The following is a 20,212-nucleotide window of genomic DNA, read 5'->3' on the forward strand; positions in this document are numbered from 1 at the left end:
TTCCTGCTGGAGAAGGCCGCGGCGCATCACGCGACGGACCTGCGGGTGCTCGGCCGGCGCGTGTGGGCGGTGCTGGATCCGGTGGCAGCAGACGCCCGGGAGTCGGCGGCCTTGGAGCGTCAGGAGGCGCGGGCTGCGCCGCGGCCGGCGCCAGCAGGCCCGCGGCCGCGCGGGCCTGGTCCGCCGCGGGCCCGTCAGCCACCGCGTCGACGATCACCTGCGCCTGCGCCGGCGTGACCCCCGCTGCGGCGAGCGCCGCGGCGACGTCCGGCCGGCCCTCCCGCGCGACCGCCTCCCGCAGCGCCGCCCGACCTTGAGCGACCGTGGTCCGCGTCGCGCGGGCATGCCACACCGCGACCGACTCCGCCCCCGACTCCTGGTGCGTCCCGATCTCCTCGGCATGCACCAGCAACCGCGCCCTCAACGCCGCTACCCGCGATTCGACCCGCGCCAGCTCCAGCAACGCCTCCCGGGTGTCCTCCGCCCCGGTCGACCACGCCGGCGCAGCCAGGGCATGGGCCAGCGCGTCGTCGGCGACCCGCGCCCACTCCCGCACCCCACCCGTGCCCATCTGCATATGACCACTCAACACGAGGGCACCGACGATCCCGCTCAGCCCGAGGTGGACCTGGGGACGACCCGACGCGGACCTCCCGCTGGGGAGGATCGGCCGACATCCTCAGCGCGCATCGGCCAAAAGTCGGAGGCCGCCACCGGTCGAAGGGACGAGCAGATCGCGGCCGCACGACCGATGTCGCGCCGTCGACCGCTCGCGAGGCTGGACCCATGATCACCGTCTCGTCCCTAACGCGGAGGTACGGCGGCTTCACCGCCGTCGACGACGCCTCCTTCACCGCCCGTCCCGGCCGCGTGACCGGGTTCCTCGGTCCGAACGGCGCCGGCAAGTCCACCACCATGCGGATGATGGTCGGCCTCACCACGCCCACTTCCGGCGAGGTGCGGATCGACGGTCGGCGCTTCGCCGACCTGCCCAACCCGGGCCTGGAGGTCGGCGTCCTGCTCGACGCCTCCGCCCAGCACGCCGGGCGCACCGGCCGGGAGATCCTCACCGTCGCTGCGTCCACGATGGGGCTGCCGCGGGGCCGGGTGGACGCGATGCTGGACCTGGTGAGCCTCACCCCGGCCGAGGCCGAGCGACGGGTGCGCCACTACTCCCTCGGCATGCGTCAGCGGCTCGGGATCGCGGCCGCCCTGCTCGGCGACCCGTCGGTGCTCATCCTCGACGAGCCCGCCAACGGCCTCGACCCCGCGGGCATCCGCTGGATGCGCGACCTGCTCACCGACTTCGCCGGCCGCGGCGGCACCGTGCTGCTGTCCTCGCACCTGCTGCACGAGATCGAGATCGTCGCCGACGACCTCGTCGTGATCGGCCGCGGCCGGATCGTCGCCTCCGGCACCCAGCAGGAGCTGCTCGCCCGCGCCGGCACCGTCGTGCGCGCCGCCGCACCCGACGACCTCGCCGCCGCCCTGGAGCGGGCCGGCGTCACCGCCACGCCCGCCGATGACGGCAGCCTGCGCACCGACGCCGACCCCGCCCGGGTCGGGCTGATCGCGCAGGCCGCGGGGCTGGCGCTCACCGAGCTGCGCACCGCCGACAGCGCGGGCCTGGAGGAGATGTTCCTGTCCCTCACCGCCGACACGCAGCGCGAGGACGTCGTCGCCGGCGCCGCCCCCGATCCCTCCGGCCGCTCAGGTCGATCAGGCCGGTCCAACCGATCCGGGGCGGGGGTGGCGGCATGACCGGGCTGCCGCTGACCCGGCTGGTGCGGGTCGAGCTGCGCAAGATGTTCGACACCCGCTCGGGGTTCTGGCTGCTCACGGGCATCGGAGTGCTCGCGGTGGTCGCCACCGTGGCGGCGATCCTGTTCGCCCCCGAGGAGTCGGTCACCTACGCCACCTTCACCGCGGCGATCGGGCTGCCGATGTCGGTGATCCTGCCGGTGATCGCGATCCTGGCGGTCACGAGCGAGTGGAGCCAGCGCAGTGGTCTGACCACGTTCACCCTCGTGCCGCACCGCGGTCGGGTGATCGGCGCGAAGGCCCTGGCGACCCTGGTCGTCGGCGCCGGCTCGACCCTGATCGCCCTCGCCGTCGGCGCGGTCGGCAACCTGGCCGGCTCGGCCCTCGCCGGCGTCGACCTCGTGTGGGACGTCTCGCTGCGCGACGCGCCGCAGCTGATGCTCGGCAACCTGATGGGCATGGCGATCGGCTTCACCCTCGGCGTCGTGCTGCGGTCCTCGGCGGCCGCGCTGGTGGGCTACTTCGTGGTGTCGTTCGTGCTCTCGGGCGTCTTCGAGCTGCTCGCGCTCGTGCAGGAGTCCTTCCGCGACGCCCAGCCGTGGCTGGACTGGAACACCGCCCAGATCGCGCTCTTCGACGGCGCCACCACCACCGCCGAGGCGTGGGCCCGGTTCGCCTCCACCACCGGCCTGTGGATCGTGCTGCCGCTGCTCGCGGGTCTGCTCACCCTGCGCCGGGCCGAGGTGAAGTAGCCCGCCGGAGGCGATCCTTCGCGCCGTCGCCCCCGGACGGGCCCGGTCAGCGGAGCACCAGGAGCACGACGGTGGCGCCCACGAAGACGAGCGCGGCACCGGCCGCGGCCGCCCTGTCCAGCCGCCGCGCTCGAGCGACCGTCGCGGGGTCGGGATCCCCCTTGGTCCAGTGCGAGGTGAGGATCACGGTCGCGATCAGCACGATCACCAGGGAGTAGGCGACGGCGTAGATCTTGTCGAGCAGCACCAGCTGGCCGATCTCGGGAAGCGTCGAGGAGTAGGCCTGCTGGAGGAACACCAGGGTCAGCAGCGCCGTGCCGGGCGCAGCCAGCCGGACCTCGACCAGCGAGGGGTGGGTGAGCAGGACGCTGCCGGCGAGCAGCAGCACGATCACCAGCGGCAGCAGCAGCTTGAAGACGAAGAAGGTGTCGGGACGGTCGATCGTGATCGTCAGCGACGCGGTGGAGTAGGTCGCGTCGTCGGGGGTGAGGCCGGGCTCGCCGAAGTCGGTCTCGTAGGTGTGCAGGCCGGTGGTCACGCGGTCGTCGGTGATCGTCCAGCCGGGCACCCGTGCGCTGGCGTCGACCCCGGACTGCTCGGTGTCGGCGACGTACTGGACGGCCGTCGAGGGCGAGGCGATGTCCTCGACGGTCAGGGTCAGGTGCTGCTGGTCGAGCGGGTAGGCCGCGAGGTCGAAGGGCTCGAAGAAGCGGCCCTGGATGCGGAAGGCCTGGACCTTCTGGCCGTCCTCGAGGGTCTTCGGCTCCTCATACACCGGGTTCTGCGTCAGTCCCCAGCGTTCGATGTTGTTGGTCAGCTCGATCGTGGCGGACGGGTCGTTGTCACCGGTCCAGCGCAGCCAGAGGAAGAAGTCGACGTAGTAGCTGCTGTTCTCCTGGTCGAGGTCCTGGAGGTTGTTGACGTAGAACCCGACTACCACCTGTTGTGGGCCCGAGGGACCCGGCTCGAGCGGGCCGACCCCGGCGATCACGGGCCGGGGGGCCTCCATGCGCTCGACCAGGGGCGCCGGCAGTGCCCCCGGGGCGGCGGAAGACGAGCCGCCGGCGAGCCCCGGCACGATGACGGCCAGGCCCACCAGGACGAGCATGAGAAGCGGGAAGAGTCCCCTCAGCCGGGGCGCCGTCACCGCCGGATCCCGGTCGTGCTGCATCTTCATCACCTTGATCTCCTCGATCCCGGGTCCACGTGGACCTGAGGGGCACCGCTGCTCGCGGCGCGACAAGGCAACGCCATCGAGGGCCGTCTCGTCACGCGAGATCGCTCGGATGCGACAAAGTCCATCCCTGGATCCGCTGGATCCCGCCTCACCACGGCGTTGCCGGCTGAACGATCGCTCAGGCGACGGGGTGTCCATCGGCCCTGGATGCCTCGGCCCGGCTCGGCTCCACCACCGGCGTCGATCGGGCTGTGGGTGCGGTCAGGCCGGAGGGTCAGCGGCTTGGTCGACCGAGGCGTCGTCGGGCTGCCCGGGATCGCCGCCGGCGACCGGCCCGGGCTCACGCGCGACCTGGAGGAGCAGCACGAGGAACCAGAGGATGACGATCAACCCGGCCACCCCGAGCGCGAGCACGAGCGCCGGGGAGCCGGCGTCGTCACGCGTGGCGAAGATCGCCAGCACGAGGCCGACAGCCAGCGACGGACTCAGCCACCGGATCGTCTCCGCAGCCGACCGGCGTAGCGGGGACACCGCCATCACCGCGGTGCACACCACGACCTGCAGCACCACCGCCACCACGACGAGGGCGAGGCCGAGGAGCTCCGGACCGGCGCGGAACCACTCCGGGATCGACAGGAGCAGACCCACCCACGCCAGCAGGCCCGCCGTTCCGAACGCTCGATGCACGCCCTGGAGCGACGTCAGCGCGACGGCTACGAACATCCAGCCCACCGGGTCGGGCACGAGGTCGACGCCGTTGTACCGGAAGTCGAGGATCACGACCACGAGTCCCCACGCCACCGCCGACAGCGGCCGGAGAGGCAGGGAGGGGCCGACGTCGGCGGGGAGACGGTGCGCCACGCGCGGAGTCTAGGACCGGCCGGCCGAGCACGCATCGGATCGAGGCACGTTGGTCGGGGCGTAGGGTCGCTCGGGTGGACGACGAGGAGCTGACCACCGTCGTCGCGCAGGAGCAGCAGCTGCTCGACCCGGCGTGCCGGGCCAGCGAGGACCGTCTGCGCGACCTGCTGCACCCCGACTTCCTGGAGTACGGCGCCTCGGGCACCGTGTGGACCTTCGACGGCGTCGTGGCCCGCCTCCCCGCCAGCCCGACCCTCGACGGGACCGGGGAGGGGTTCACCGCCCACCGCCTGGCCGACGGGGTCGTGCTGGTCACCTTCCGCCTCCTCAGCGAGCACCACACCTCCCTGCGCAGCTCGGTCTGGGTGCGCTGCGAGGACGGCCGCTGGCGACTGCGCTTCCACCAGGGCACGCGGGCCGCTGCGGCGGAGTGAGGACCCGACTCAGGAGCGCACAGGCGCCGGGTCCCGGAGGACGACGGCGATGGCGGCCGCCGAGGCGGGATGCGCGGCGTACCGCTTGCTGCCGTGCATCTCCTTGCCCCGACCGAAGGGTGCGATCGGCACGTCGACGGCCACCGGGAACCGATCGGAGACCCCGCGGAACCCGGTGATCACGTCCACGACGTTGTGCACGTTCACCCAGGCGTCGACGCGGTCCTTCGGGAACGGTGTGACCCGGCGCGCGGTGGCCTTCCACACCCCTCGACCCCGAGCGGGCTCCCCCACGTCAGCAGGAGCCGGACCCGCTGACCTTCCCGCAGGTGCGGCAGCAGGTCGACGGCGACCACCGAGCCCAGGCTGTAGCCGATGATGATCAGGTCCCCGTCCGGCAGCCGGTCCAGGACGTGGGAGATCACCTGCCCCCGAACCCGGAGGTAGCGCGCGGCGGTGCGGCGGAAGTCCTTGCGGACCCTGCGCAGCGCGATCGCCGGCCCCCGGAAGGTGCTCGCCGGCAGGCGCCGCACCGCGGCGCCACCCCGGAAGCGGTGACCGCGAAGGGCCCGCTGGAGCTGCTTGCGCCTCGCCTTCACCACCCGTCGGCGCGCCGGAGTCAACTCCACGCTCCGGGACGGGGGCCGCGCGTGTCGGCGGCGCTTGGCCTGCAGGGGCTGGCGATAGTCGACGGCGACGACCTCCTCGGGCCTCCAACCGGAGAGCCCTTCGTCCTCGAGCCGGGACGACAGCGCGGCCAGCCACTTCGACTTCTTCTTCGGGCCGGCCGTGCCGTGGAGGAACACCAGCGTCGGTCGGGCCTCCGACCCCGTCCCCCGTCCGGCCGTCGAGGGCGTCATGGCTGCGCGACGATCGTGGGGACGGCGTGATCGCTCAGGCACCGGCGCGGCGCGAGACGACGGTCCCTCCGACTCCGAGCACCCACGACCTCCATGGGGCAGACCCTGCCACCTCGATGCCGCCGGCACGAGCAGGCCGTCTGCAGGATGGTCGAGGATCTTCCGCGGTGCCGCGAAGACGGATGGTGCCCGGGACCCTGGCGGGCCCGGGCACCATGCTCAAGAGGCGGTCGGACGCACTGGCTGTCCCGAGGGGACGGCCGCGATGCGGTGGGGTATTCGCAAATTCGAAGACGCGCAGGTCAACGCCAGGATTCGAACCTGCAGTTCCTCCAGTTGCACACGGCCTGCGCCGAGATTGCACACAACCGCACTCTGCCCAAATAAACGGGACGCCCGTCCAACCTCAAGGGGCGAGCACTGCGGGCTCTGCCGGAACTCGACTTCGCTGATCAGCTGTAGTTTTGACCCTACCGCCCACTATGGGCAACGTCAGCAGCGCGAACCTGCGGAACCTTGGCCGCACTTAAGTGAACAACTGCACTTGTGGTCGCGGCCGCCGCGAATCTAGGCATCGTGTGCGCACATCGTGTCGGCGGATCCGACGACAGCGGCGCGGCGGACGCCCACGGGTCCGATGTCCCCGGGATTATATAACCACCATGATCACGAAGGTCATCATTCAGGGATACCGCAAGTTCCGCTCGTTCTCGATCGCGCCCGATGCCGCGACGAACATCATCGTCGGCGACAACGAGACCGGTAAATCGACGCTTTTGGAGGCCATCACTCTGGCTCTCAGCGGAAAGATCGACGGCCGTTGGGCGAACGAGGAACTCAATCCGTACTGGTTCAACGCCGAGGACGTGCGCGACTACCTCGCGGCCTACGCCAAGGACTCGCAGACGCCTGCCCCGTCGATCCGCATTGAGCTCTACTTCGACTCCGAGGATCCCGACGTCCAGCGGATGCGCGGGGTCCACAACTCCCTGGGACTCGACTGTCCTGGCGCCAGGTTGGAAGTCGTCCGCAACCCCGACTACGACGAGGAGTTCGCGGCCTACATGGCCGATCCTGACCGCCCCGATGTGATGCCGACCGAGTACTTCGAGGCCGTGTGGAAAGACTTCAACGACATGCCGCTGAGCCGGCGGCCGGCGGCCCTGGGAGTGTCAGTAATCGACTCACGCACGATCCGGTCGAAGGCGGGCGTCGACTACCACACCCGGGAGATCCTCAGTTCGTTCCTCGAGCCGAAGGAACGAGCAGCGATCTCGGTGGCCCACCGAAAGTCGCGCCATGAGATGACGACCTCAGCACTCAACGGCCTCAACGAGAAGGTGCGCGACGGGTCGGAGGCCCTTCATGACGCTCCACTCGGATTGACGATGGACCAGTCCGCACGGGCGTCCTGGGAGGCCGGCGTCGTGCCCCAGGTGGAGAACATTCCATTCGCCATGGCCGGGCAGGGCCAGCAGGCATCGATCAAGGTGGCGCTGGCGATGAAGCGCCGTGCCGAGTCTGCTCGCACCGTCCTGATCGAGGAACCGGAGACACATCTTGCCTACAGCCGACTCCATAAGTTGATCGATCGGGTCGAGACCCTTGCAGGCGAGAGCCAGCAACTGTTCGTCACCACCCACAGCTCTTTCGTCCTGAACCGCCTCGGCCTCGACAAGCTGATCTGTCTGCATGGCGACACCCCCAGTCGCATCACCGACCTGGACGAAAGCACCGTCACCTACTTCAAGCACCTGTCCGGATACGACACATTGCGTCTCGTCCTTGCTACCCGACTGGTTCTCGTCGAGGGCCCCTCCGACGAGATGATTTTCAAGCGGGCCTACGTCGACAGATTCCACAGATACCCGGAGGCCGACGGCATCGACGTCATATCCATGAACGGGATCACCTTCAAACGGGCCCTCGAACTATGCACGCGCCTGGACCGCGACGTCGTAGCCCTGCAGGACAACGACGGAACACCAGTTGCCGACATCCTCGCCGAGCTCACGGAATACCTATCGGCTAGCCGAAAGATGTTCGTTGGCGACCCTGCATTGGGCAAGACTCTTGAACCACAGCTGATCAAGGCCAACGGTGTCGATCACATGCGGACAGTGCTGGGGCTGCGCACGCAGGACAATCCGGACACCTGGATGCCGAACCACAAAACCGAAGGCGCCCTGCGCATCCTTGAGTCACCCAAGACCGTGGTGATGCCTGACTACATCAAGCAGGCCGTCGAGCACTTCGCATGAACCGGGTAATCCTGGCCGTCGCCGGCGGACGCAAGACCCAGTCGATCGTCGACGACTGCAAGTCTTGCCCGGAAGATCGCCGCATCCTTGTGCTCGGGTACACCATCGCAAGCCAGAACGAGCTCGCGACTCGGATTCGGGCGGCTGGCGTCTACGGCCACCGGGTGGAGGTGATGGGTTGGTTCGCGTTCCTCCTGCAGCACCTCGTCCGCCCCTACCTCCCCCTCCTTTACGAGGGCCGTCGGCTGACTGGCCTCAATTTCGAGGGTGATCCGGGCCGCTACACGAAGGGCGCCGAGCGGTTCCTCGACAGTGACGACCGTGCATACATGCTCCATCTCGCGAAGCTCGCCCACGACGTGGCGACCGCGAGCAACGGCAGTGCGATCAACCGCCTCGAGCACATCTACGACGAGATCTACATCGACGAGGTGCAGGACCTCGGCGGATGGGACCTCGACATCATCGAACTCCTCCTCAGGGCAAGACTCAAGATCACGATGGTCGGCGACATGCGGCAGGCACTGCTCTCCACCAACATCAGAGACCCCAAGAACGCGCAGTACCGCAAGGAGAAGATCTTCGATTGGTTCCGACTAATGGAGCGCCGCAACCTCCTCGAGATCGAGCAGGCGCCAACGACCTACAGATCGAATCAGATCATTGCCACCCTGTCTGACTCAATCTTCGATCCGAGCCTCGGGTACGCGCCGACTGTTTCGGCTTCCACGGAGACCCACAAGCACACGGGACTCTTCACCGTAAGGGAGTCCGACGCGATCGAGTACGCCCGAAGTCAGGAGGCCCTCTGCCTCCGTCACAGCAAGGCCGTCGCCAAACACTTGGACCTTCCGTTCATCACCTTCGGCGTTGCCAAGGGACGCACCGTCGACCATGTGCTGATCTATCCAACGGCGAGGATCCTTCAGTTCCTCGCCGACGGTGCACCGCTTGAGGGCCTCGCCGCCTGTGCCCTCTACGTGGGCGTCACCCGGGCCAAGCACAGCGTCGCCTTCATAACCGACCAGCAGCTTCCCAACCTCACTGTTTGGTCTCGCGTCCCGGACCGGCGATAGGCCCCGGAGCGTCAAGATCCCCGAGCTCAGGCTGCTCAGCTGGCCCCGCCGCGAAATTGCACGTTGACGCTCCCCTCGTGCGCAGTGTCCGGTGACCGATCGGTGAGGCCCCAGCCGTCTTCAGGCTCACTCGTCGCCATCCTCTAGCACGGCGGTCGTCCGGGCCCGCAGCCATTCGTCACCGGACAGGTCCTCTTCTTCGAGGTAAGTCTGCGTAGCCAACGGATTCAGCGGCTCATCGACCGGCCCCTGGCGAATCGGCAGCCGTCCACGCAGCCGACGCCATCGGATCCGACCTCGCGCGAGCCTCGTCCCCGTGAGCCACGGACGGTATGCGCGGTCGCCCAGGATCTCGTCTTCAGCAGCACGTCGGGTGGTCGGCGAGATGATCCGGTTGTCCTCTGGCTCAGGGAACACGCACCCGTTCGCTAGCCATACCTCGGTGAGGTCAGCGCGGTACCTCGGGTCCAGGTTCCAGCGGCGAATCGCGTCGGTCACGTCGACCGAGAGGTCGATCCGAGGCTCGCGCGGTAGTTGGGGCGCTGCGTTCATCTCGTCATCGCGGTCCCATTCGAGGTACTGGTTGATCAGGCCCAGTAGTGCCGCGGATCCGGGTCCCATCGCATCGGCGAAATGACTGAAATCCCGGAAACGGACAAGAACGCCGTCGCCTGTCGCCAAGAGGTGCGTGAACTCTCTGGTCGCCGCATCTCGGCGAGCCTTGATCGACTCCGTCCGATCAGATCGCCAAAGGGCGATCGCCAGCCAAGCCGGAACGACCGCGGCCAGCGCTGTGACGACTAGCGTGAGCCAGTCGAACCAGTTCGGATCCACGGCGCGACGCTATCGGTTGGGCGACGGGAGGCGCGGCGCTCGCATCGCCGACAACTCCTCTGTACAGGTCGTCGCCAGAGCGGTGCCGCGTGCCGCACCAGCGCCTGATCGGTGACCGCCACTACGGCTACAAGAAGTTCGACCGGTGGGCCATGCAGCTGTGGGAGCGCCGCATCCACCAGGTCCTGGACCTACGCGCCGACAAGCCCGGCCCCGTCGACCAGTTCGGCAGCAAGGTCATCGACGGTCGACCTCACTGTCCCGGTCTGGCCCCGCATCTGGAGAACCTCACCCTCACCGACGACCCCACCGAACGGGCGCTGTTCGTCCATCAGATCGATCACCGGCAGAAGTTCGTCCTCCGAATGGTTAAGGGGCCGCTGGCCTCCCCCACCAAGGCGGCTAACGCCGAAAATGACCCCAAGGTCGGCATCACCCGCTGGCAGTGCCCCGCGAGTGCCGGTCAGGTCGGCTGTCCCCTGCGTGAAGGGACTGTCACCGTCGCGCGCGACCTCGGTCTGCCAATCGTCCCGCGCCCGCCCGTCGCCGATCCCGATGGCACGCTGCCGAAGTGTTGCACCCAGGAGACGATCCAAATCCGACCCGACAAGTCGATGAAGTACCTCCAGGACGAGTACTGGGGCAGCGCCGAGTGGGCCGGCCTCTACTCACTCCGGTAGGCGGTCGAGGCAGTCTTCGGCAACATCAAGAACCGCGGCACCGAAGACGTCTGGCGCGGCTAGATGCAAATCACCGGGCTCCCCCTCATTACCCTCGCCGTCGCCGCCGCGGCCGCCTGCTACAACATCCGCATCATCGAAAAGCACGCCCGAGAGTCAGGCCAGACACTCGACCACCCCCTCATGAACCACCCCCACAGCGGCCAGCTCATCAAGGGTCTGCTCCTGCGCGACGACGAGGTCACTGAGTACGTCGAGAAGTACCGTTAGGAAGCCGCGTGACCTCCTAACGCGTGCAGGCGTGGCGCTGCCAACGACGAAGGGCCCCGACCAACCCTGGTCGGGGCCCTTCGTCTACCGCTTACCGGACCGCCGAGTCCGGTCCGGACAGCCGCCGGAATTCGGTGAACTGTTTGGACCGAATTCGGTCAAGCCCTCGCGGTGGAGCTGGCGGGAATCGAACCCGCGTCCTCGAGCGCGGAACCAGGTCTTCTCCGGGTGCAGTCAGTGATGTCGATTTTCTCGGCCCCGGCGCTCGCACAGACACGTCGCCGACGGGCTCAGTCGGGTTTGAGTCCCGTCACCCCACCCCGACAGCAGGGGGACAGCAAGTCTCCTAGTCGACGCCCAGCACCGGGCCGGAGACGGATACCCGGGTGGACGCTTCGATCACCGCTCAGGCGGCGAGAGCGAAGGAACTGCGCTTAGCGTTGGCAGTTATTGGTTCCCAGCGATCGTTTACGAGATGACGCTGGCTTCTCGACCCGCTTCCCCTGGAACTCACGTCCCAAGTCGAAACCGATCAGCCCCTCTTGAGTTGTAACCCCTCCAGCGTACCGCGCCCTGTCCAACGGTTTCCCGCGGGCGCGGGCGCGGGTGCGGCTCAGGCGTCGAGGCAGGCGAACGCGGTGCTCAGCACGGCGTCGGTGCGCGGGGAGGACACCAAGTGCTCCACCAGCCGGTTGGGGGTGTAGGCGATCGTGGCGCGGCGGTCGAGGTCGTTGACCACGACCGACCCGCCCCAGCCGGTCCACCACAGCACCCGGCCGCTGCCGACGGCCGGTGCCTGCGAGGTGGGCAGGCCGTAGCCGATGCCGAACGTCAGCGGCACGTCGAGCACCAGGTCGGTGCCGCTGGCCTGCACCTCGAACAGCCGCCCGAGCAGCTCCTCCCCCAGCAGCCGGACCCGCCCGGACGGCGTGTCGAACGCTCCGCCGTGGGAGACCGGCGCCTGCGCCAGCGCGACACCGAGAGCGCCGCCGTGCCCACCCGCGGCACCCACCTCCCCGGCACGCCACTGCGCACCGTTGCACAGCCGGGGGCTGAGGTTGGGGTTGAGCAGGGTGCGGAACAGGAAGTGGTCGGGCGGCAGCGCGAGCTGCGGGGAGTCCGGGGAGATCGGCGGCGGCTTGATGAGGTCGGCGCAGCGGTGCTGCTGCTCCATCGGAACCCCGAGCAGGAAGTCCGCGCCCAGCGGCCCCGTGATCTCGGTGCGCAGCACCTGCGCGAGCGTGCGGCCGGTGGCCCCGCGCACGATCGCGTCGAGCAGGTGGCCGTGGTTGAGGATCTGGTACGCCGGCGCCGAGCCGGGCTCGTACCAGGACTCCTCGGCGGCCAGCCACTCCTCACTCAGCGGCAGGTCGAGCATGTCGGCCACCGACACCGGCCGCGTCCAGCCCGGCACCCCGCTGGTGTGGCCCAGCACCTGCCGCACCCGCACGTCGTCCTTGCCGTGCGCGGCGAACGCCGGCCAGTAGCGCGCCACGGGGGCGTCGACGTCGATCGCGCCCTGCTCGGCCAGCACCAGCACCGCCAGCGCGGCCATCGTCTTGGTGACCGACCAGACCTGCACGATCGTGTCGCGCTCCCACGCCACCCCGGGGCGGGCCTCGCCGCCCCACAGGTCGGCGACGACGGCGCCGTCGTGCACCACCGCGATCGAGGCGCCGACGTCGGTGCCGTCGGCGAGATGGGCCGCGAACAGGTCGCGCAGCGGGGCGAAGCGGGGCTCGTGCGTTCCGTGGACCACGCCCCCGAACCTACTGCGCCGTCTGCTCCTGCAGGGCGGGCACCGGCTCCGGCTCGTCGAACAGCGCCGCGGCGTTGTGCCAGCACACGTCGCGCAGCCAGTCCTCCCCCAGCCCCAGCGCCGCCAGGGCGTCGAGCTGGTCGGCGTAGGCGAAGGGCAGCGTCGGGAAGTCGGAGCCGAAGAGCACCCGCGGCTGCAGGTCGGCCAGCAGCGGCACGACCTCGGGGTCGAAGTGCTCGCCGAAGAACGGGCTCACCGCCATCGAGGTGTCGAGGTACACCGACTCGTGGCGACGCGCGATCTCGGCGAACGCCACCGACTCCGGCGCCCCCAGGTGGGCCACGATCACCGTCAGGTCGGGCCAGCGCTCCAGCACGCGCCCCAACGACTCCGGGCCGGTGAACTCGGTGCCCACGGGCCCCGAGCCGGCGTGCACGAGCACCGGCGTGCCGGTGGCGGCCAGCAGGTCCCAGACGGCGTCGAAGTGCCGGTCGTCGAGGAGGTAGCCGCCCACCTGCTGATGCAGCTTCACCAGCCGCAGCCCACGCTCCACCAGCGGCGCGAGGTAGTCGACGGCGTCGGGCTCGGGGTAGGCGGTGCCCGACCACCACACCTCGGGGGTCTCGGCAGCGAAGGTGCGCGACCAGTCGTTGAGGAAGGTCGCCACGCCGGGCTTGTGGGCGTAGGGCAGGGTCGGGAAGCGGCGCACGCCGAGGTCGCGCAGCAACTGCACCCGCTCGGCCACCGGCTGGCGGTAGCGGATCGGCCACTCCCGGCCGATCAGCGGGCCGGCGTCGTCGAAGACCTGCCAGACCGCCCGCTCGATCGGGGGCGGCAGGAAGTGCACGTGCACGTCGAGCAGGCCCGGCAGGCCGAGGTCGCCCCAGAAGGCGCGGGCTCGCGCGATCGGTTCGGGGGCGTCCAGCGGGGTCGGCGCCGGGGCGTCCACCCGGCTCAGTCCTTCATGCCCTTGAGCCGGCGCCCGATGGCCTGCTCGACCTCGCGCTGGGCGGTGCGGGTGGCGATGGTCTGCCGCTTGTCCCAGGTCTTCTTGCCCTTGGCCAGGCCGATCTCGATCTTCGCGCGCCCGTTGAGGAAGTACAGCGAGAGCGGCACGACGGTGAGGCCCTTCTCGCTCACCCGGCGCTCGATCTTCTCGATCTCGGCGCGGTTGAGCAGCAGCTTGCGCTTGCGGCGCGCGGCGTGGTTGGTCCAGGTGCCCTGGGAGTACTCGGGGATGTGGACGCCGTGCAGCCACGCCTCGCCGCGGTCGATGTCGACGAACCCGTCCACCAGCGAGGCCCGACCCTGGCGCAGCGACTTCACCTCGGTGCCCTGCAGCACCAGGCCCGCCTCGTAGACGTCCTCGATGGCGTAGTCGTGTCGCGCCTTCTTGTTCTGCGCGATCAGCTTGCGCCCCTGCTCCCTGGCCATACCGGCATCCTCCCAGACCGGCGCAACGGGGATTCGCCGCCTCCGAGGCCGAGCGGCCCTGAGCGGCGCCCGGGCGGCGCGAACCTCAGAGGTAGGTCATCGGGTCGACGGCCACGCCGTCGGCCATCACCGTGAAGTGCAGGTGGCAGCCGGTGGACCAGCCGGTGGTGCCCGACAGCGCGACGGTCTGCCCGCGCTCCACGCGCGCCCCCCGGCTCACCGAGAACGAGGTGAGGTGGTTGTAGATCAGCACCAGGTTCTTGCCGTTGACGTTGCCGACGGCGAGGAACAGCCGGTTGCCGTACACCGAGTCGTAGGTGGTCTCGATGACGGTGCCGTCCGCGCCGGCACGCAGCGGGGTGCCGCACGGGACGCCGAAGTCGGTGCCGTTGTGCAGGGAGTAGTACCCGTAGATCGGGTGGGTGCGGTAGCCGAAGGGCGAGGTCACGGGCGCGTCGGCCGGCCAGGTGAGGAACCCGTCGGAGCTGCCGGTGTAACCGGCGGAGGTGTCGCGGGCCGCGAGCTCGCGCAGCCGCTGCTCGATGCGCTGCTCGCGCTCGCGCAGGGCGGTGAGCATGGCGCGGTCGCGCTGCCGGGCGGCCACCGCGCTGCGGTTGGCCTCGCGGGCCCCGGCCACCAGGGCGCGCACGCGGGCCGCGGCAGCCTGGGACTCCTCGTAGATCCCCCGCACGGTGGCCAGGTGGTCCTCGGCCGCGGCCTGCTTGTCGGCCACCTCGGTGGTGGCCTCCTTCACCCGGGTCCGGCGCTGCTCGAGGTCGGCCTCGGTCACCAGCAGGACGTCGTAGAGGTCGGCGCCGTTGCCGATGGTGAGCTCGTCGGCCAGCATCTGGTCCGACACGTCCTGCAGCGACCCGCCCGACATGAACGCCTCGACGGCCGAGACCGTGGGGTCGTTGCCGCTCAGCAGGCCCAGGGTGTGGTCGCGCACGGCGAGGCGCTGGGCGTCCACGGCCGCGCGGCCCTCGCGCAGGTCGTCGTTGGCCTCGGCCAGCCGCCCCCGGGCGGCCTCGAGGTCGGCGGTCAGCGCGGCCTCCACCTCGCGGGCGTCCACCAGCCGGTCCTTGACGGCGGCCAGCTCGGCACGGGCGTCGACCAGCCGGGTCTGGGCCGCGGAGAGCCGGCGGGCGGCGCGGGCCGCCTGCGCACTGGCCTCGGCGAGGTCGCCGCTCACCTCCTCGATCCGGCCCTGGACGGCGTCCTGCTGATCACGCAGGTCGTCGTCGTCCTCGGCATGGGCGAGTGGGAACGCGAGCGCGGCCAGTGAGAGCGCGCCGACCACACAGGCGGCGAGCCGCTGGCGCGTGGCGCTGGGGAAGGAGCGCACGGTGAGCCTTCGTCTCGGTGACGGATGGACAGATCGGTGATTCGGGTGGTGCGGGTGTGACTGGCGGTACCCGTGGTGCTGGAGGGACCTCCTCGACGGTAGGCCAGTCAGCTCACAGACGCAGGTATTTCCGGGTCAGCAGGAGTGTCGGCAGGATCGTGAGGGCGGGGCCGATGATCACGACGCCGATGCTGGAGAGGGTGAACTCGTCCCAGCCGATGAGCGGGATGGCCTCGATGGCGGGGTCCAGGCCGCGCACGATGCCGAACTCGGTGAACGCCGCGAGCGCCCCGACCGCCAGGCCCGCACCCAGCAGACCGGTGAACAGCGCCTCGAGGAGGAACGGGGTGGCGATGAAGATGCGGGAGGCGCCCACCAGCCGCATGATCTCGATCTCCTTGCGCCGCGCGAGCGCGGCCAGGCGGATCGTGTTGCCGACCAGCAGCACCGCGGCGACGAGCAGCACGGCGGCCGCACCCCAGGCGAGGTACTGCAGCGCCCCGATCGTGCGGAACACCTGGTCCACCAGGTCCTTGGCCAGCCGGATGTCGCGCACGCCGTCGAGGTCGCTGACCGCGCTCACGACGCCGTCGTACTCGTCGGCGTCCTTGAGCGTGATGCGCAACGACTCCGGGGTGTTCTCGACCGTGATGATCGGGTTGGGGCCCTCGAAGACGTCGGGCGAGGCCAGCTTGCGCAGGATGTCGTACTGCTCGGCCTGGGTGATGCGCCGGTACGACTCCACCTCGGGGTTGGCGGTGATCGCGGACTCGATCGTGGAGCGCTGCTCGTCGGTGACCGGGCCGGTGCACTGCGGGAACCGGGTCTCCCCGCCCACGCACAGGAAGACCTCGACGGTGAGCTCGTCGCCGATGTCGTCGCGGATCAGGGTCGCCTGCTGCACGAGCAGCGCGCCGAGGCCGGCGAGGCTGAGCGAGACGAACAGCGTGAGCACGACGGCGGCGTGCATCGAGGCATGGCGGCGCAGGCCCTGGCGCAGGTTGGTGAACAGGTGGGACAGCTGCATGGTGCGGGGGTGCTCCTGGCTGAGGGGGCGAAGGGGCCTGGACGGCCGGTGAGGGCGGGCGGTGGGCGGGCCGGCGAGGGGGCGGCGTCAGCCGGAGAAGCCGTAGACGCCGGTGGCCTCGTCGCGCACGACCTGGCCGTGCTCGAGCTCGATCACCCGCTTGCGCATGGAGTCGACGATGCCGTGGTCGTGGGTGGCCATCAGCACGGTGGTGCCGGTGCCGTTGATGCGGTCGAGCAGCCCCACGATGTCCAGCGACGTGGCGGGGTCGAGGTTGCCGGTGGGCTCATCCGCGATGAGGATCATCGGCCGGTTCACCATCGCGCGGGCGATCGCCACCCGCTGCTGCTCACCGCCGGAGAGCTCGTCGGGCATCCGGTTGCCCTTGTCGGCCAGGCCCACGAGGTCGAGGGTCTCGGGCACCAGCCGGGAGATCTCGCGCTGGGACTTGCCGATCACCTGCAGGGCGAAGGCGACGTTCTCGTTGACGGTCTTGCTCGGCAGCAGCCGGAAGTCCTGGAAGACCGTGCCGATCTGACGCCGCAGCCGCGGCACCTTCCACGTGGCGAGCCGGTTGATCTCCTTGCCCGCGACGTAGAGCCGGCCGCTGGTGGGACGCATCTCGCGCAGGATCAGGCGCAGCGCGGTGGACTTGCCCGACCCCGAGGTGCCGACGAGGAAGACGAACTCCCCCTTCTCGACGTCGATCGAGACCTGGGACAGGGCGGGTCGGCCCGGCCCCGGGTAGGACTTGGTGACCTTCTCGAACCGAATCACCGGCCCCACGCTACGCGACGACGACCGGGCCCCCGGGCAGCCGGACCGGCGTGGGGCGGGGTCGTGGCGCAGACCACGTCGGCCGCCGAACCTTCGCGACTCCCCCGCGCGGACGGCCCCCGCGTGCCTAGGCTGGCGGACGTGTCTCGTCCGGTCACCCTGCTGCTGATCGCCGTGGGTCTCACCCTCGGCGTGGTGCTGGGCGGGGTGCTCGTGCGCGATCCGGTCACCCCCGCCCTCCCGGCCCCGGTGGAGGTCGCGCCCGTCGCGCTGGCCGAGCTCGACACCACCACCCTCGCGGTGCCGCGGGCCGAGCTCTGCACGCGCGTACCCACCGACGCCGTCGCGGCGGCGCTCGGCGGCGACCCCACCCGGGTGGTGGCCTACGGCAACGGCGACACCGCGGTGCTCACCGCGGACGTGCGCGACGTCTCCCACGAGTTCGGCTGCACCTTCGCCCGCGGCCCCCGCACGGTGCGCGCCTGGCTGTTCGCCCCGCCGGTGACGGTGCGCAACGCCGAGCAGCTCGTCGACGACGCCGCCGGCCCGGGCTGCCGACGCGTCGTCGGCGGCGCCGCCTTCGGCTCCCCCAGCGTGGCCCTGCGGTGCCCGACCGACCCCGCCGCCGCCCGCCGCGCCCCCGCCCGCGCGCTCTACGAGTGGTCCTATCGCGGCCTGTTCGGCGACGCCTGGCTCACCTGCACCCTGCTGGCCCGCGGCGACGACGCCGGCGCCGCCGACCGCGCCGACCGCTGGTGCGCCGCCGTCGTGCAGGTCGCCGCCGGCTGACGCCGGGCCCGCCATGGGGTCAAGCGCCCCGGAGGCCTCCCGGCGGCCCCGGGTGACAAACGTCAGGTACCTGACGTTGTTCACCCGACACGCCGTGAAGCGGGGCCCGGACGGTGCAATTCGTCAGGTAATCGACGATGTTTCGGGCCGCTCGGAGCAGCGGTCGGACGGCGCGGACCGCCGGTCCGCGCCGCTCAGACCAGCCACCACGCCGCGTAGCCCGGCAGCCAGAGCACGCCGTCGGGGCCGTGGGTGAGGTCGTGACCGCCGAGCACGTTGTGCAGCCGGCGCAGCCCGACGCCATAGGCGCGGTGGGCCAGGAAGGGCTGCGGGTCGGGGGTCACGTTGTAGAGCCCGAGGAACGGGCCGCTGGGGTGGTGGCGGGCGACAGCCAGCACGCCGTCGGCGACGTCGGGCAGCACCGTGACCGGTGCCGAGGCGTGCAGCTGCGGCAGGCCGGCGCGCACCCGGGCGAGGTGGGCGAGCGCGGCGAAGGTGCGGCCGGCGTCGCTGTCGCGGTCGTGCCGCCGGGCGAGGTCGGCGTCGGTGAGCCGCGGGCGGTGGGCCCAGCGGTTGTCGCTCTCGTGGCCGGGCTCGGTGTCCCAGTCGGGGTCGTCGGGCAGCGCCAGCTCGTCGCCGCTCCACACCACCGGCACGCCGCCCCAGCCGGCCGCGATCGCGTGGGCCAGGAACGTGCGGGCCCGGGCGCCGTCGGGGTCGCGGCGCTGGGCGCCCAGACCGGTGAGGGAGGCGGTGGTGCCGGAGATGCGACGGTCGCCGGTGGCGGGGTTGTGCTGGAACACCAGGCCCTCGGCCCACGAGCCGGGGAACAGCCCCGAGTACCACTCGGCGAGGAAGTGGCGGTGGCCGGAGCCGGTGAGGCCCAGCGCCGCGGCGTCGGCGTCGTCGATGGCCCAGCCGATGTCGTCGTGGCAGCGCACGTAGGTGATCCACGTGCCGGCCGGCGGCGTGGCGGGCAGCCCCGCGAGGGCGTGGCGGGCGAGGTCGGTGCGGCGGGTGGCCAGCATCGACCAGATCTGCACCATCAGGCTGTTGTGGTAGGCGAGGTCGCTCACGCGGCCGGTGTGGTCGCCGACGCCGAGGTAGGGCACCAGGTCGCGCGGGCCCACGATCGCCTCGGCCTTGAACAGCGTGGCCGGCGCGGCGAGCCGGGCGACCGCGCGCAGCGCCTGGGTGAGGGCGTGCACCTCCGGCTGGTTCTGGCAGTCGGTGCCCATCCGCTTCCACAGGAACGCGATAGCGTCCAGGCGCAGCACCTCGACCCCGAGGTTCGCCAGGTGGCACACGATGTCGGCGAACTCGGCGAACACCGCCGGGTTGGCCCAGTTCAGGTCCCACTGGAAGGAGTTGAACGTCGTCCACACCCAGGCGTCGAGGTCGGGGTCGTGGGTGAAGGAGCCGGGCGCGAAGTCGGGGAACACCTCGGGCAGGGTGCGCTCGTAGTCGTCGGGCACCGTGCGGTCCTGAAAGACCAGGAAGTAGTCGCGGTAGGTGGGATCCCCCGCCCGCGCGGCCGCCGCCCACGGGTGCTCGCGGGCGACGTGGTTGAGCACCAGGTCCACCACCAGGCTCATGCCGTGGCCGCGCAGGGTGGTGGCGAGCGACGCCAGGTCGTCGTTGGTGCCGAGGTCCTCGCGCACCCGCCGGTAGTCGGCCACCGCGTACCCGCCGTCGCTGTCGCCCTCGCGGGGCTGCAGCAGCGGCATCAGGTGCAGGTAGGTGACGCCGAGGTCGCGCAGGTGTTCCAGCCGCTCCTCGACGCCGCGCAGCGTGCCGCCGAACCGGTCGGCGTAGCAGGCGTAGCCGAACATCCGCGGCTGCTGGATCCAGTCCGGCTCGAGCAGCCGGCGCTCGTCGAGGTCGTGCAGCTCCTCGCTGCGCGCGGCGAACCCGGCGGCCGCGATCTCCACGGCACGCGCCGCGACCTCCTCGGCCCGGCCGGGGTAGACCGTCTCGAGCCCGGCCAGCAGGTCGGGTCCGTAGCGCTCCAGACGGCGGGCGAAGGTCGCGCGCCGGTGGGTGGGCAGGTCGGGGTGGTCGGCGAAGGTGGCGTCAGCAGCGCTGGTGACGCCGGCGGGGAGCGGCACCGGTCAC

General features: G+C 70.7%; 20 protein-coding genes, 1 other RNA gene and 1 pseudogene. 8 read left to right on the forward strand and 14 right to left on the reverse strand.

The window, feature by feature from the left end:
• Positions 1-577: pseudogene (locus tag ACERUJ_RS00005) on the reverse strand (hypothetical protein); the annotation flags it as partial.
• A gap of 209 nt (positions 578-786) precedes the next feature.
• Here ACERUJ_RS00005 and ACERUJ_RS00010 point away from each other — a divergent pair.
• Positions 787-1,761, forward strand: coding sequence for an ABC transporter ATP-binding protein (locus ACERUJ_RS00010; RefSeq protein ID WP_370246375.1), 975 nt, complete (start codon positions 787-789; stop codon positions 1,759-1,761).
• Positions 1,758-2,513, forward strand: coding sequence for an ABC transporter permease (locus ACERUJ_RS00015; RefSeq protein ID WP_370246376.1), 756 nt, complete (start codon positions 1,758-1,760; stop codon positions 2,511-2,513). Before ACERUJ_RS00010 ends, ACERUJ_RS00015 begins: the two co-directional genes overlap by 4 nt.
• Before the next feature lie 46 nt (positions 2,514-2,559).
• On the opposite strand, the gene ACERUJ_RS00020 is transcribed toward ACERUJ_RS00015, so the two are convergent.
• Entirely contained in the window at positions 2,560-3,690 is a 1,131-nt protein-coding gene (locus tag ACERUJ_RS00020; RefSeq protein ID WP_370246377.1) for a hypothetical protein, read from the reverse strand.
• Positions 3,691-3,951: 261 nt separating this feature from the next.
• On the reverse strand, positions 3,952-4,551 hold the full coding sequence (locus ACERUJ_RS00025) for a hypothetical protein (RefSeq protein ID WP_370246378.1): 600 nt from the start codon (positions 4,549-4,551) through the stop codon (positions 3,952-3,954).
• A 74-nt stretch (positions 4,552-4,625) separates the two neighbouring features.
• Here ACERUJ_RS00025 and ACERUJ_RS00030 point away from each other — a divergent pair, with 74 nt between their 5' ends.
• Positions 4,626-4,985, forward strand: a complete 360-nt coding sequence (locus ACERUJ_RS00030; RefSeq protein ID WP_370246379.1) for a DUF4440 domain-containing protein — start codon at positions 4,626-4,628, stop codon at positions 4,983-4,985.
• 9 nt (positions 4,986-4,994) lie between these two features.
• Here the strand turns inward: ACERUJ_RS00030 and ACERUJ_RS00035 are convergent, their stop codons facing one another.
• Both ACERUJ_RS00035 and ACERUJ_RS00040 read right to left on the reverse strand, forming a co-directional pair.
• A complete protein-coding gene (locus ACERUJ_RS00035) occupies positions 4,995-5,192 on the reverse strand; it encodes a hypothetical protein (protein WP_370246380.1) in 198 nt (65 codons plus the stop codon).
• Positions 5,189-5,791 carry a hypothetical protein gene (locus tag ACERUJ_RS00040; RefSeq protein WP_370246381.1) on the reverse strand — a complete coding sequence of 201 codons (603 nt, stop codon included), beginning with the start codon at positions 5,789-5,791 and terminating at the stop codon, positions 5,189-5,191. The genes ACERUJ_RS00035 and ACERUJ_RS00040 overlap by 4 nt, the downstream gene beginning before the upstream one ends.
• 716 nt (positions 5,792-6,507) lie before the next feature.
• On the opposite strand from ACERUJ_RS00040, the gene ACERUJ_RS00045 reads away from it, so the two are divergent.
• Both ACERUJ_RS00045 and ACERUJ_RS00050 read left to right on the forward strand, forming a co-directional pair.
• Positions 6,508-8,106: an ATP-dependent endonuclease gene (locus tag ACERUJ_RS00045; RefSeq protein ID WP_370246382.1), complete on the forward strand. Its 1,599-nt coding sequence runs from the start codon at positions 6,508-6,510 to the stop codon at positions 8,104-8,106.
• Positions 8,103-9,182 (forward strand): UvrD-helicase domain-containing protein, encoded by a 1,080-nt coding sequence (locus ACERUJ_RS00050; protein WP_370246383.1) that lies wholly within the window; start codon positions 8,103-8,105, stop codon positions 9,180-9,182. Before ACERUJ_RS00045 ends, ACERUJ_RS00050 begins: the two co-directional genes overlap by 4 nt.
• Before the next feature lie 126 nt (positions 9,183-9,308).
• Here ACERUJ_RS00050 and ACERUJ_RS00055 read toward each other — a convergent pair whose 3' ends face one another.
• The gene (locus tag ACERUJ_RS00055; RefSeq protein ID WP_370246384.1) at positions 9,309-10,016 is read right to left on the reverse strand and encodes a hypothetical protein; all 708 of its coding nucleotides are present in this window, start codon (positions 10,014-10,016) and stop codon (positions 9,309-9,311) included.
• A gap of 89 nt (positions 10,017-10,105) precedes the next feature.
• Here ACERUJ_RS00055 and ACERUJ_RS00060 point away from each other — a divergent pair, with 89 nt between their 5' ends.
• Together ACERUJ_RS00060 and ACERUJ_RS00065 are read left to right on the forward strand one after the other, a co-directional pair.
• On the forward strand, positions 10,106-10,696 hold the full coding sequence (locus ACERUJ_RS00060) for a hypothetical protein (protein WP_370246385.1): 591 nt from the start codon (positions 10,106-10,108) through the stop codon (positions 10,694-10,696).
• Between the two features lie 63 nt (positions 10,697-10,759).
• On the forward strand, positions 10,760-10,966 hold the full coding sequence (locus tag ACERUJ_RS00065) for a hypothetical protein (protein WP_370246386.1): 207 nt from the start codon (positions 10,760-10,762) through the stop codon (positions 10,964-10,966).
• Between the two features lie 169 nt (positions 10,967-11,135).
• On the opposite strand, the gene ssrA is transcribed toward ACERUJ_RS00065, so the two are convergent.
• From ssrA to ftsE, 7 genes are all read right to left on the reverse strand, one after another.
• Positions 11,136-11,506, reverse strand: a transfer-messenger RNA (tmRNA) gene (ssrA, locus tag ACERUJ_RS00070).
• 73 nt (positions 11,507-11,579) lie between these two features.
• Positions 11,580-12,725 carry a serine hydrolase domain-containing protein gene (locus ACERUJ_RS00075; protein WP_370246387.1) on the reverse strand — a complete coding sequence of 382 codons (1,146 nt, stop codon included), beginning with the start codon at positions 12,723-12,725 and terminating at the stop codon, positions 11,580-11,582.
• Between the two features lie 10 nt (positions 12,726-12,735).
• Positions 12,736-13,674, reverse strand: coding sequence for an amidohydrolase family protein (locus ACERUJ_RS00080; RefSeq protein WP_370246388.1), 939 nt, complete (start codon positions 13,672-13,674; stop codon positions 12,736-12,738).
• Between the two features lie 5 nt (positions 13,675-13,679).
• On the reverse strand, positions 13,680-14,159 hold the full coding sequence (gene smpB / locus ACERUJ_RS00085) for an SsrA-binding protein SmpB (RefSeq protein ID WP_370246389.1): 480 nt from the start codon (positions 14,157-14,159) through the stop codon (positions 13,680-13,682).
• Between the two features lie 85 nt (positions 14,160-14,244).
• On the reverse strand, positions 14,245-15,504 hold the full coding sequence (locus ACERUJ_RS00090) for a peptidoglycan DD-metalloendopeptidase family protein (protein ID WP_370246390.1): 1,260 nt from the start codon (positions 15,502-15,504) through the stop codon (positions 14,245-14,247).
• Positions 15,505-15,616: 112 nt separating this feature from the next.
• Positions 15,617-16,531, reverse strand: a complete 915-nt coding sequence (gene ftsX, locus ACERUJ_RS00095) for a permease-like cell division protein FtsX (RefSeq protein WP_370246391.1) — start codon at positions 16,529-16,531, stop codon at positions 15,617-15,619.
• An 87-nt stretch (positions 16,532-16,618) separates the two neighbouring features.
• Positions 16,619-17,308, reverse strand: coding sequence for a cell division ATP-binding protein FtsE (gene ftsE, locus ACERUJ_RS00100; protein ID WP_370246392.1), 690 nt, complete (start codon positions 17,306-17,308; stop codon positions 16,619-16,621).
• A 141-nt stretch (positions 17,309-17,449) separates the two neighbouring features.
• Here ftsE and ACERUJ_RS00105 point away from each other — a divergent pair, with 141 nt between their 5' ends.
• The gene (locus ACERUJ_RS00105) at positions 17,450-18,097 is read left to right on the forward strand and encodes a hypothetical protein (protein WP_370246393.1); all 648 of its coding nucleotides are present in this window, start codon (positions 17,450-17,452) and stop codon (positions 18,095-18,097) included.
• 194 nt (positions 18,098-18,291) lie between these two features.
• Here ACERUJ_RS00105 and ACERUJ_RS00110 read toward each other — a convergent pair whose 3' ends face one another.
• A complete protein-coding gene (locus tag ACERUJ_RS00110; RefSeq protein WP_370246394.1) occupies positions 18,292-20,205 on the reverse strand; it encodes an alpha-amylase family protein in 1,914 nt (637 codons plus the stop codon).
• Positions 20,206-20,212: the final 7 nt, after the last annotated feature.

This window comes from Nocardioides sp. (assembly GCF_964228225.1).
Lineage (GTDB): Bacteria > Actinomycetota > Actinomycetes > Propionibacteriales > Nocardioidaceae > Nocardioides.